Source organism: Anabaena sp. PCC 7938 (assembly GCF_049315035.1).
GTDB classification, from domain to species: domain Bacteria; phylum Cyanobacteriota; class Cyanobacteriia; order Cyanobacteriales; family Nostocaceae; genus Anabaena; species Anabaena cylindrica.
On record NZ_CP186034.1, the window covers coordinates 5,147,664 to 5,160,546 of the forward strand.

Consider the following 12,883-nt stretch of genomic DNA (forward strand, 5'->3'; position numbering starts at 1 on the left):
TCTAACTTACGTTGAATTGGAATTTCTGAAGATGATAACCTTTCAACATTAACTAAAGGTTGTTGAGATATTTGGCTAACTACAGGAATTTCTGAATTTAAATTTAAGGATGTATTCTGAGGTAATTTATCAGCATCTACTCACCACAGGTAAAGTTAAAGCTGAAGATGATTCTGTATCTGACTTACGTTGAATTGGAATCTCTGAAGATGATAAACTTTCAACATTAACTAAAGGTTGTTGTGGAGTTGTTTCTGATATCGTTGGTTGAGATATTTGGCTAACTACAGGAATTTCTGAATTTAAATTTAAGGATGTATTCTGAGGTAATTTATCAGCATCTACTTTCACCACAGGTAAAGTTAAAGCTGAAGATGATTCTGTATCTGACTTACGTTGAATTGGAATCTCTGAAGATGATAAACTTTCAACATTAACTAAAGGTTGTTGAAATATTTGGCTAACTACAGGAATTTCTGAACTTACGTTTAAGGATGTATTCTGAGGTAATTTATCAGCATCTACTTTCACCATAGGTAAAGTTAAAGCTGAAGATGATTCTGTATCTGACTTACGTTGAATTGGAATCTCTGAAGATGATAAACTTTCAACATTAACTAAAGGTTGTTGTGGAGTTGTTTCTGATATCGTTGGTTGAGATATTTGACTAACTACAGGAATTTCTGAATTTAAATTTAAGGATGTATTCTGAGGTAATTTATCAGCATCTACTCTCACCACAGGTAAAGTTAAAGCTGAAGATGATTCTGTATCTAACTTACGTTGAATTGGAATTTCTGAAGATGATAAACTTTCAACATTAACTAAAGGTTGTTGTGGAGTTGTTTCTGATATCGTTGGTTGAAATATTTGACTAACTACAGGAATTTCTGAATTTAAGTTTAAGAATGTATTCTGAGGTAATTTATCAGCATCTACTTTCACTACAGGTAAAGTTAAAGCTGAAGATGATTCTGTATCTAACTTACGTTGAATTGGAATTTCTGAAATATTACTGGTTGGTCTTATTGGATTCGATGATATTAATGATTTAGAAATAAAAGTTTTATTAGGCGAAAGATCTATTGCTGGACTTTCTTGTTGAGAAGCAGTATTTTTGGCTAGGTTAGGTAAAGAATTATCTGTTTTTAAAACTAATTCTGTTGGTTGTGTTCGCTGATTTTCCAAAGAAGTTTCTTTAACTGTAATTACTTTAGCTTTTACAACTGGAAGTTGCTTATTAACTGGGACTATATTAGAGTATGAAGAACCATAGTTAGTGGTTTGTGTTTCTAATGTTTGACTTTTCTGATCTTGATTTTGAACGTAAACAATAGGTATTGATTCTGAATTTAACTCAATAGTTGTTGACCAACGCTGCATTTGTTGAGCAAGTAGAGGAAGTCGATCAATAAGATCAGGTGATCGCTCAATAATCTTTCTTGCCATCCCATTATTGATAATCCCCGGTTTTGTCAACAGCTTATTAAGTCGATTGACAAGTTTTGGATTAAGATATTTTTGCCATGGTGGTAAATAATTAGATGTCATTTTAGATTTAAACTCTTTTAATAATTAGAATCTATCATCAAATTTTGCCCTCCATTTTACTAAGCTTTATACACTCCTCTATGGACTAATTCTAGGCGTTCAAAAGCAACTTGTGTCCCATTACTAGCATTCAATTGTGGACCATCCCAAGCAACTGGATAGGCTTTTTTAAAATTCCATGCAATTAATTTAGACTGCTGACTATCTCGCACCATAATTGTGCCATTTAAGAGACGAATTTTACCTCTAGTAACATCTTCATACCACTTCCATAAATCATCCCTTTCCCCCAGTCCTCGCACCAAAACCAAATTAGGATAGGTCATGTATTTAGGAAACTGATGAACGCGGTGATGAACCCCACCTTCAACATAAGTTTCCAGTTCAATTTTACTATTTAACCCTGTAACTTCTGAAAAGCCACCTACTGTCAAACCCTCAATTTCTACCATAAAATTGAACCCCATATAGGGATCATGGGGCTTATCTTGAGAATTTCCTCCCCCTTTTTTTTGTGCTTTTGCCATAAATATCTCCCTTTGATTGAAAACAAGTGCTAAAACTCAAATCCGTTACTGAGTAAGTGGGCGGTAAAAATTGTCGTTATGGCAAAGCAAAAGGTAAGAGGGAAGAGACTTTCAGGGATTTTAAATTTTGTTACATACCCCTAGTTACCTGATGGTTGATTAATTTGCTGATTAATTCGAGCAACTTGAGCCACCCACTGTTGTCTTTCCCAGTGTTCCATGTTCATTACTTGGTCATAAGACCAGTTAAAGTGATAGGAAAGATAAGCTACCTCCTCTAGTAAACGTTCTGAGGGGTAGCAAATTACTCCCCCACTGGAGAAGTTTCTACTTCAAATTCTCCCTCACAATGGGGACAGGCTACCTGAAAGCGAGTATGGCCATTTTGGTTAATTCGTTGGTAAAAATCTTGCAGGTAAACCAAGTCGCCAGAAAATAATTCCTCAATAGTTTTGGTATTGAGTTGGTCTAAAGTTCCTAGCTTAGTAATTACTCGTGCCAGTAGAATAATCACCAGATAACCAGGATTTCTTTGTACCCTGGGGTCCCGTAGAGGGGCTATTTCATCGTAGGCTGTTGATAGCCGCATAACTCCTTCTCGATGAAGGTTTCCTTGTGCATCGAGATAACCACGAGGTAGGGTAAAAAGAAATTCAGTCTGGTGCATTTTTCCTCACATTAACCAACGGTTATTCCTTCGTGAACAAATTCGAGTGATTCTATGGCTATTTCGCTCGCAGTAGCATTAAAATCAGGACCAGTCCAAGTGGTAGGCCAGCAATTTTCCAAGTTCCAACGGATTTTTTCTTCACCTTGATCATCGGCAAGAATAATCGAAACGTTTTTACGCTCAATTTCTTTACCATCTATCAGGTCTTTGTGCCATTTCCACAATTCATCGTTATCAGTAATTCCTCGCTTGAGACTAATATTACTAAAACTATTCAAACCAGGAACTTTCCGTTGTCCCAGGGTTTTATCAGTACCTTCTCGATATTCGATGACTGCTCTAGTAGCATTTAACCCACTACATTCTCTAAAGCCAGCATGGACAATGCCATCCCATTCTACCCAGAAATTATAACCAGCAAATGGATCATGAGTGTCTTTGATGTTAGGCATGATAATTGCTCCTGAAGTAAATTATTATGATTCGACAAATTTAACGCCGCTACTACCGTGAACTAAGGAAATAACAATAAATTCACTGGGAGTAGTGGGTGCTAAACCAATTTTTGTCACTATCTGTCCGGTTTTGCGGATTTCTGGCGGGTTTGTTTCTTCGTTACATTTGACATAAAAAGCCTCTTCTGGAGAATCTCCATGAATAGCTCCTTGTTCCCACAGAGATTCACAGTAAACTGTTAATTCTCGTTCTATCCGATTCCATAAATCGGTGTTATTTGGTTCAAAGATAACATCAGCCAAATTGCGTTCTACCCACCGCAGGACAGTAATCTTTAAACGACGAATGTTGATATATTGCCATTCGGGATTTTGGCTTAAGGTACGTGAACCCCAAATGCGAATTCCCCTACTTCTAAAACTGCGAATACAGTTAACTCCAGCTGAAGTTTCTGAATTTAAGGTTTGCCAATCTGCATCGGCAAATAAAAGACTTAAATCCAAAACTCCTTCAAGTAAATAGTTAGCTGGAGCGCGATAAACTCCAACTTCTGAATCATTACGGGCATAAATTCCAGCAATATGACCGCAAGGAGGAATGTAACAGGAAGCGTTTTCTATTTGCAGCCAGGGAGCATAAAGCGCACCATGATCACCAATTAATCCTTGTTGTTGTGCTTTCAGAGTTTTGATATCTTCAATGTTGGGGATATTGAAGGCATCAAGAATGGCAAAGCGATCACCTATTCTATCACAATGCTCCAGGACGGCTCTCTGCATTTCCATAGCCTCTGCGGGAGAGTTTTGCATAATGTCAGGCGCACATACTAGATCGATGGCATCTAGTGATTCTATAGCCTGTAATCCAGTTTGCAATCCAGAGAGGGTGTTATCTGGTACAGAAAAGACATAACACAGACGACCACCATTTTCAAAAAAACCTCGTACTGCATGGGCTAAATAACTATCAGTTAATGGCTTACCAAAATACTGCACAAATTGAGTCCACAGTGTGAGCATTTTCGGTATGGAAACACCATTTTTCTGAGCATTGTTAAACTGAGACAGCCCCAAAAACACCGGAACACCTGTCAGTAAATCCTTACCTGGTGGAGAAGGAATATTTTGTAAATATACACCAGGGGCGGTTAATTGTAGGTGTGTAGATGTCTGCATAGGTTAATCAATTTTGGGATAGTAGGTCAATTGGTGTTGCTAAAACAAAGTATGAATTTTAGGTGTCATGGAAAGTGTCTACAAAAGTTTTAACATCCAAAAATCACGTTCATACCTCAAAGGGAGCAACGCTGGTCAATCAGTTATTTTTGCTCATCTACAAGTTGACTAATGCGGAAGATGACAAATTCTGCTGGTTCAATTACCGCTACACCAATTTCTGTCACCACTTGACCAAGTTTGCGAGTGTCCATAGGGTTATTTTCTGCATCGCACTTGACGAAGAATGCTTCTTCGACAGTTGTTCCAAATAATGCACCTTTGCGCCATTCATTAGTGAGGAATGCGGTAACATTCCGGCGAATCTTTGCCCAAAGTTCTGGTGTATTGGGTTCAAAAACTACCCATTGAGTTCCTTCATCAATTGACTCGCGCAGGTAATTAAATTGACGACGAATATTAATATATTTGAAGTCAGGATTATCTTTTCCTGCTCCTAAAGTCCGCGCTCCCCAAATGCGGATGTTACCATTGAGATTGCGAATGCAATTGATACCATCTTCGTTCAGGGGTGCTTGTTTGGATTTGCTGATGTCTTGCTTTAAGCCTACTGCGCCTAGAATTGGTTCGTTAGCTGGTGCTTTATGAACGCCTCTTTTATCGTCTACACGAGCATAAACACCGGCAATGTGTCCACTGGGAGGAACGAATATTAGTCCTTTGCTTACTGGATCAAAGACTTGAATCCAGGGGTAGTATACCGCCGCATAGTCTGAGTTTCCTAGCAGTTTAGCACTACCGGGTTTTAGTTGCTCTGAGTCAATGGGGATATCTTCTTCTATGTCCAAAATTGCAAAGCGATCGCCTAAATTACGGCAATGAGTATTAATTTTATCTAGGGCTGTTTTGCTGGTAATTCCAGGAGCTACAACAATGGCAATTTCATCAACTGCTTCAAATTTATCCAGGGCTGTGTCTAGGTTTACTTCTTCTTTTATCCAAGTAACAAAACACCTTGTTCCTCCATTTCTGAAGAAGCCATAAACAGTATGAGCGAGGATATTTTGCCCGGAGTTCGTGGAGAAGTCACCAAAATATTTCTTAAATTCAGTGAAGTTTGTACAGAGTTTTACTTCACCATCAGGAGTGGGAATTATTTCAGCTTCCACACCTGTACTAGCCGCAGCAAGAGTGATGATACCAATAAAGCCAGCCGTACTTGTTCCTACACCGGCAATAGGTGCTAAACCTGAAGAAACTTCTTCAACATAAACACCGGGGGTATGATAGGTGGGCATGATATTTTTTCCTTTGTTGATAATTTATGATGATCGTACAGACAACCGCAATTTAAACCTCGTCCAAGTTGAGAACTGGAGTTTTTCAAAAGGGAACAGGGAACTGTCAATAGCGAAGAGTATAGGATTTAGGAACCAAACTCGATTACGAAAAAACTATTGGTTTCAAAGTAGACGTGGTTTATAATTGAGCAAATCTCAATTGGTGGTTAACTGGAAATCTAATGATTTCACTTCGCCTGTTTGCAGATTGATTTGTTTTTGTTTTATGGGATATCCTTTGGCTGAAACTATTACTGTGATGGGAGTATTTCTGGCTTCTATGCCAATAAGTCGATAGTTCCATTCTCCCTGTGATTGTTTAATGATTTCAGTGGAGCTAAACGTGTATTCTTTACTCCCTTGAATCTGCACTTTAGCCATACCAATCGCTTCTTTCTCATCAGCATTCGTGATTTTTCCTAGAAGTGTTGTTGGTTTTAATTCTAACTTTACTCTGTTAATAGTATCAAATATATCAAGATTTTTATCCTGATTAATAATATTAATATTTTTTACATTTTTCGTAGCAATCTCAATTTGATGTTGACTTTTGGCATAACGCATTTGAGGATCAGATAAAGATGCTTCTAATTGATATAATCCATCTGGTAAATCCATAAAATAGAACCAACCATCAGAGATTGTTTGAGTCCGTCCTAGTTGGGAGTTTTTGGCTTTTGCGTTATAAGGAAAATAGTCAATGATTTCCTGAAATCCCTGAAATTTATCCCTATTATTGAGTTTTCTATCTTCTAGGAGAGTCTCAAATAATTTGAGTTTATCAACATTTTTTAAATGAGAATTTCTTAGTTGTTCTTGAAAGTCTTGAATCTCTTGAGGTAGAGTTGGATTTGGCGGATTGATATTGGCATTGAATGAGCGCCACTGCATTGATGAACTTGGCAATCCCAGAAGTTTTGTCTTGAAGATGACGAAGTTAATAAACTCATCAGGAGCGTCTATAATCTTGACCACAGCATCTGGAATACCCCGGCCTGTGATGGCATCCTTAACTTGTCCGGCTATTGCTATTTTATGATTAAATCGTTGTTGCTTTAGCATTTTTTTCGATGGCGATCGAGAACAATTTAGGAATGATCAACGTTGAAGTTTAAATTCTGTCTAGTTTACAGCCTCCGCATAATTTCAGTGCGTTTATCAAGCACGAGAGGAAATTCTGTGGCAGCTTCTTCAACAGGTACAGAAATGGTCACTGTGTAATTGAGTGCTGCTTTAGGTTTTCCGCCAATTGCTTGCCAAAATTCTCCTAAACTTTGTAAGTAGCTAGAACGTAAACCAACTCCTACAGGTAGTGGTTCTTGTCCTTTTAAACTGCCTTGCAAAATCGCTTCTGGTAATGTCCGATAACGCAGCAACAATTTCATTACTTCTCCTAAGATATGATGTTCTTGTTGGGGGTCGTCGGAATTAGCCCAAGCGGTGATCAAATAGGAACAATCTATCCTTGCTGGAGAAGGTTGTTTAACAGCTGTTCCGTTTGAACGACGTTGCACTGACCATTCACTGCGCCGCAATTCCATATTTTCCCGCACATCATAAAGGAAAAGGTTAATGGCTGGTTTCTGTTTGATAGACCCTTCTAGGGGCATATCAAAACTAATAGCAACGTTGGTCTCGCTTGACCTTTTTAACTCTGGTAATTCGTGAGTTAGTAATTGTTCTAGGGTGCTGTCTAAGTCATCTAGCATGACTAAATATCCTATTTGAAAAGGTAGAAGGCTTTTTTGTTTGTTTCTATCCTGAAGTTAAGTTAGAGAAATAACTTCTATGGTTGAGAAGTCAATTTCGTTGACTTTGTGATTGTTTTGACTTTTGGCAATGGCTAATTCCTCTTCTAAGACCTGTATTGCACCACTGATGCGGAGTAAGGTTTCCCGCAGACTGGCTTTTTGGATTTCTAAATTGGCTAGGGCTTTTTGCCCTGCTTCGTATTCTGTTGTTAGTGCTTGTAGGCGTTTTTCGAGTTGTTCCCTCATTGCTATCTCATTGGGTGTTCAAAGGTCTTGATTGCCATCAAAAAATATAGGGAGTTTCCACATCGTGTGTACCGATTTCCCGAAGATTAATGCCGCTGTTTTGCTTGCTCATATCAATTTTGACCTTGAGATAAGGAATAACATCAGGTCTGGGTTTGGGAATCAAATCAGCGGGAATGTAAGCAGCGATATAACGGTTATAGGATTTGCTATTCCAATGGCGGGCGAAGGGGTTATCGTAAGTGGCGAGGAATCTTTCAATGGGATTACCGTTGACAGTAATACCAGTGTGCATACAACCATTCCAGTTGCTGTTATGCTCGATCAGATAGAGTAATTTGTCACGTCCAGACCAGACGGCTGGAACCAGCAATTCCAAATTTGTTTTGCCAGGAATAACAGTATAAGCGTCCCCATTCCAAGAGTCACTCTCTTTCTCCCAAGTTGTTGCATCACCCCCATTTACTTTCCAGTGGTATCCTAGTGCTGATTGAGTGGCGTGAGACCAAGGGTTTTTGCTGAATGCCAACCCAGACAACCAAAACTCAGGACCTTGTTTGGAAATCAGGGTGACTTTCCCCGATCTACCAACTGGAATCGGTAGCCATTGATGTTTGTCGGAATAGCTATCAGTGAGAGAACCATCGGGACAATAGCAATTACCATATCTCCTTCCACCTGCCCAGCGTCCTAAGTCTTCTTTAAATCCATCTAGGAACTGGGCTTTGACAACTTTCCAAGTATCACCAAGTAATCTGATCCAGAGAGTATCGTATCCTTCGGGAACGGTGACCAATGCGCCGGCATCATCTTCTTCTTCGCCTCCATAGCAAATCACGCGACGATCATTCCAAAGGTTGTTACTTGTGTGTCTGGTTTCCCTATCGGCAGGTGCTTTTTTGAGGACACCGTGTACAGCAATTACTTTTGCATCTCTGGCATCAAAAATATCTTGATAAACGATCGCATCATTGGGATACATCCGGTGTCGCATTGGGTTTGTAGACTCTATATGCGAGGCGCGGATTACTCCGTTAACATCTAGTTTTCTCTCTGGTGTGGTTGTCCCAATCCCTACATTACCTGTATCCCGTTGGATGGTGAGCCTTGTGTTTTTAACTCCCGCCCGATAGGATATTAAGTTGATTAAAGAAGAGCTATCTTCTGCTCCACCGTCTTCGGTTGACCAACCATAAAGCCCATCTGGTTTATTGGAGAGAGAAATTGTGGGTTTTTCCTCTGTGGGCGCACCCAAAGTGGCTAGTCTCTCCTTAATTTTCTCTTCTATATGTTGTTTGACGGCTTTTTCTGAAGGGACGACATTGGTGCGATCTCTGTCTGTGGCGATGGTTTCAGATACACCAGTAATTTCTGCGCCGCCCAATTGTAATGTACCGGATATACTGAGGTTGCCTTTAATTGCTAAAGATTTACCGTCACTTCTCAGGTTAATCTCTTCACCTTGTCCGCTGGGTAAACGCGCTCCCGAATATTGCCTAATACTGTTGTCTACTGTAATCTGTCCATTGTCTAGGGTAAGTTTAGCTAATATAACCGTTTTAGACTCTTTGGTTTCAATCGCTTCTAATGTTAATAGGGGAGATTCTGCCCAGCGGGTGAAGCTATCAGGTATTTCTGGTTGTTGTAATACTTTTGGTTCTTGAAAATACCGCAGACATACCCAACATTCTGAATTGATTTTGATGTTAGTCTTTTCTTCTGGGAGGATAATTAGATTGCCTTCGCCGTCAATAGCTGTACCAGATTTGATGGTGACAGCAGCTTCTCCTGCGATCGCTTCTACTTCCAACCCTTCTACGATACCAGCTAAATGCAGTTTGCTATTAAGGTAACGTTGGCGATCGCTTAGATATTTATGTGATAACTCAAAATCTTCATCTAAGAGATATTGTCCAGGAAAATAGTTGGGACGTTGTAAAGAAAAATTTGTCCAGTCTTGTTGCTGTACCATAGGAGTTGAGTTCTAAATTTTTAAATTATGCCCTAGTGGATAAATCTAGGGGGTTAAAATAATTGTTTTTTGTTTGAGGTTAAGGTAGCCTATATTTTCGTTGCTATATCACAACTAACTAGCCATACCCCATATCAAGTAGTTGGTATAAGCTTTCGGTTGCAATCATAGCTACATTTTCAGGTTATTTATACTTAATGGGGATTCATCCAGACATATATAGTACTCCAGTTTGATATGTGTTCGCGTAGCGTGGCGAAGCCATAATTACCTGTGTAGGCACGCAAGAGGCACTCGTGCAAAGAGATTTTATAGTATTTGTGTGTATTGAGTTTCGTTCAAAAATTAAATATTATTCTTATAGTTTGGGTTTTAGACTTGTTTAACCTCTGTTTTCATTGATTTGTTCAGTCTAGTTGATAATTACTAGCTTTATGATTTTGTTGTAACAATTTTAAATATTGAATATATCTTACGAGAGATGACGAATTTGTAAACTACCTCCGGCACTGCTCTTCTTGGCTTTAACTCAACTTTGCCACAAGTTGATTTTCTACCAAGGTGTCATTTGTCAACAAATCCTCAATGGTGATGCGTAATAACCGCTGTTCGTCAACTTGAAATAGGATTTTAATGCGATCGCTCCCCGGAAACCCAGGCGGGCTAAGTTGGGCAATATTTCTGGCACCTTCTTGATCATTAAGCGGTTTGACGGTGGTGGCCATACTGTTAATTTTGCGAGTTAATAAGCGATCGCCATCAAAATAAACTTCCGTACCTCCGGTTTCTGCACCCAGTTCCCCCAAAACTAACTCGATGCTAGGTTGATTTTCCCTAGAAGCGCCCAATAATAATTCTACTGGTTGGGTCATGGGATAAGCTTGTCCAGCCCTGATAATTGGTTGCCAGCTGTGACGCTGGTGACGACGATCCCAGTAACGCACACCATAACTATGATAGAGATAGTCTTTAATTTCCAAGCCCTGAGTGATTTGCAGCGCCCCTTGTGCGATCGCTTCAAATGGACTTTGACAGCGGATTTTTTCTGGCTCAAAATATTGGCTTACCCATGTCTGCACCGCAGTTAATTGCACAGATCCACCAACCAACAAAACTGCATTAATATCATCCAGTTCGATGCCCTGATGACGGGCTTGCTGTAAGAGTGTCATCATCGCCTCATGCAAGCGGTCAAAAAATCCGTTTTCTTTGAGGATTTCTTCTAGTCCCTTGCGATTAAGTTCCATATCATAGCTTTCAAAAGTATCATTATTAAAATAAAATTCACTAGCGTGATTTTGGGTAGATAGCTGAATTTTTAACTTTTCTGCCAGTCTAGTTGTCAGGGAATTAACTGGAAATCCTTGACTTTTCGCAAAGTAATCAACTATCCAATTATCAATATCAGTACCACCTAGATTTTGCCCTGCTTTCGCCAACACACGGGCTGTTTTGACTTTTTGCTGCGAGTCTTCAGCCAGGGATTTATTACCCCATTTGAGCAGAAATCCTACTTTCGCTTGCGTCCTTTGATCTAAACTCACTAAAGACAAATCTAAAGTACCACCACCAAAGTCAACTACCAAGAGATTTTCCTGTTCTGACAAACCATAACCCAAAGCAGCGGCCGTTGGTTCATCTAATATCCGCACCTGTTCAACGGGGAGTGTTTGACAAACTTTGCCTAACCAGTAACGATAAGCTTCAAAGCTATCTACAGGTACAGTTAAAACTAAAGAATCTACCCCACCTTGCATAGGTGCTAATTCAGAAATTACCCTGTTTAAAAACCATTCTCCTACTTGTTCAAAAGAGATGATTTTTCCATCTATTTGCGGTGAAAACCCTGGGATATTTGCACCAATACCCCGTTTAAAGCTGTGGAAAAATCTAGAGTCGCCTTTGATATCCAAACCGCGATCGCGGACTTGTTGCCCAACTAATATCTGATTCTGGGTTGCTTCTTCCACATAAACCAAGCTGGGAATCAGTGGGGGATTGAGTTGCTCCTGAATTGATAAATTCGGTATACTTATAGTCTCCGGTTGCTGGGTGACGGGATTCCAACGGGTAATGACTGTGTTACTAGTACCAAAATCAATAGCAATGTGCATATCTTAATTTTATTATTTCACACCAGGATGTAAATACGTAAGTATAGTTAATATATCCTTAATTATTCTGGATTAACCACCAATTTTGTAAATGAGCTATGGCTTTTTCTTTGTGTTTCGCTTCTACCTCTATCCAAGGCGCTTGGTAGTAAGCATCAGGCATAGCAGTAATTAAATGACTGTGCTTTCTATCATTAAAACCTGAGTCACCATTGGAAATATGTACTAACTGCCAATCGGGATTTAACCAAGTTTCTCGTGCTGCTAAAAGCGCCGATTCTACACTTGGATGATTATACGTATCTAACTTTTCATAACAAATATGGTGATGAGCATCAAATACCATTGGTATATTTGCCTGTTGACATACAGCTAAGATATCATTGGCATTATAGGAATATTCATCATTTTCTAAAGTCAAGCGGTTTTTGATACCTGGTGGTAGTTCAGAAATTACTTTTACTAACTTTTCTGCACGTTGAGACTTGCCACCATGAATATTCATCAGCGCCCAAGGTGACTGGGGTAAACCAAGTAAATCTAATGTGCGGGCGTGTCTTGCTAAAATTTTGATACTCGTTTCTACAACTTCAGATGATTCAGAACTCAGCACTACAAATTGATCAGGATGTAAAACCATTCTGATCCCCAAAGTTTGGGCTATTTGACCAATTTTGCCTAAATCTGCACTCATTTCCTCTAAAATATTTGCGCCAATTTCATCTTCCATATCACTGAGAGGAAATAAAGCCGAAGTCATTCGATAAAGCCGAATATTCTGCTTTTGACAAAAAGACAAAGCCCCATTCAAGCACTGCAAATTATGTTGATAAAGTTCTCTTAGAGTATCTTCGCGTTGTTGGAGAGAAAGTTTTAAATAACGAGTACGGGTAATAGTCCGAAAGCGCACTTCCTGATCAGAAGTGATGCAAACCAGACCTAAATACGGCGTAGTGCTGAGTTTCTGCTGTGCATTGATTTTTTGTAACTGGATGTTAGTCATTAATTTAACGATGTATTCTTAGTATTTTTGCAGAAACTTTTGTGAGATTATATCTGTCAAGATGCTTAAATTATCTAA

13 protein-coding genes are annotated in these 12,883 nt (G+C 39.2%); all 13 read right to left on the minus strand.

Going from position 1 to position 12,883, the window contains the following annotated elements; translation table 11 throughout:
* Positions 1-129: 129 nt before the first annotated feature.
* Positions 130-1,551 (minus strand): hypothetical protein, encoded by a 1,422-nt coding sequence (locus ACOWPH_RS23155; protein ID WP_422665628.1) that lies wholly within the window; start codon positions 1,549-1,551, stop codon positions 130-132.
* A 59-nt stretch (positions 1,552-1,610) separates the two neighbouring features.
* Positions 1,611-2,078, minus strand: a complete 468-nt coding sequence (locus ACOWPH_RS23160) for a phage tail protein (RefSeq protein WP_015212463.1) — start codon at positions 2,076-2,078, stop codon at positions 1,611-1,613.
* A 140-nt stretch (positions 2,079-2,218) separates the two neighbouring features.
* Positions 2,219-2,383, minus strand: a complete 165-nt coding sequence (locus ACOWPH_RS23165; RefSeq protein ID WP_015212464.1) for a DUF6760 family protein — start codon at positions 2,381-2,383, stop codon at positions 2,219-2,221.
* Positions 2,383-2,745, minus strand: a complete 363-nt coding sequence (locus tag ACOWPH_RS23170) for a hypothetical protein (RefSeq protein WP_015212465.1) — start codon at positions 2,743-2,745, stop codon at positions 2,383-2,385. Before ACOWPH_RS23170 ends, ACOWPH_RS23165 begins: the two co-directional genes overlap by 1 nt.
* A gap of 11 nt (positions 2,746-2,756) precedes the next feature.
* Positions 2,757-3,200: a phage tail protein gene (locus ACOWPH_RS23175; protein WP_015212466.1), complete on the minus strand. Its 444-nt coding sequence runs from the start codon at positions 3,198-3,200 to the stop codon at positions 2,757-2,759.
* Between the two features lie 24 nt (positions 3,201-3,224).
* On the minus strand, positions 3,225-4,379 hold the full coding sequence (locus ACOWPH_RS23180; RefSeq protein ID WP_015212467.1) for a phage tail sheath family protein: 1,155 nt from the start codon (positions 4,377-4,379) through the stop codon (positions 3,225-3,227).
* A 143-nt stretch (positions 4,380-4,522) separates the two neighbouring features.
* A complete protein-coding gene (locus ACOWPH_RS23185) occupies positions 4,523-5,677 on the minus strand; it encodes a phage tail sheath family protein (RefSeq protein ID WP_015212468.1) in 1,155 nt (384 codons plus the stop codon).
* Positions 5,678-5,875: 198 nt separating this feature from the next.
* Positions 5,876-6,781 (minus strand): hypothetical protein, encoded by a 906-nt coding sequence (locus ACOWPH_RS23190; protein WP_015212469.1) that lies wholly within the window; start codon positions 6,779-6,781, stop codon positions 5,876-5,878.
* Positions 6,782-6,846: 65 nt separating this feature from the next.
* Complete coding sequence (locus ACOWPH_RS23195; protein WP_015212470.1) at positions 6,847-7,428, minus strand: DUF4255 domain-containing protein; 582 nt, start codon at positions 7,426-7,428, stop codon at positions 6,847-6,849.
* Positions 7,429-7,485: 57 nt separating this feature from the next.
* Positions 7,486-7,716: a hypothetical protein gene (locus ACOWPH_RS23200; RefSeq protein WP_015212471.1), complete on the minus strand. Its 231-nt coding sequence runs from the start codon at positions 7,714-7,716 to the stop codon at positions 7,486-7,488.
* A gap of 37 nt (positions 7,717-7,753) precedes the next feature.
* The gene (locus tag ACOWPH_RS23205) at positions 7,754-9,688 is read right to left on the minus strand and encodes a hypothetical protein (RefSeq protein WP_015212472.1); all 1,935 of its coding nucleotides are present in this window, start codon (positions 9,686-9,688) and stop codon (positions 7,754-7,756) included.
* A 524-nt stretch (positions 9,689-10,212) separates the two neighbouring features.
* Positions 10,213-11,802 carry an Hsp70 family protein gene (locus ACOWPH_RS23210; RefSeq protein WP_015212473.1) on the minus strand — a complete coding sequence of 530 codons (1,590 nt, stop codon included), beginning with the start codon at positions 11,800-11,802 and terminating at the stop codon, positions 10,213-10,215.
* A 58-nt stretch (positions 11,803-11,860) separates the two neighbouring features.
* Positions 11,861-12,805: a UV DNA damage repair endonuclease UvsE gene (gene uvsE, locus ACOWPH_RS23215; RefSeq protein ID WP_015212474.1), complete on the minus strand. Its 945-nt coding sequence runs from the start codon at positions 12,803-12,805 to the stop codon at positions 11,861-11,863.
* Between the last annotated feature and the right edge of the window lie 78 nt (positions 12,806-12,883).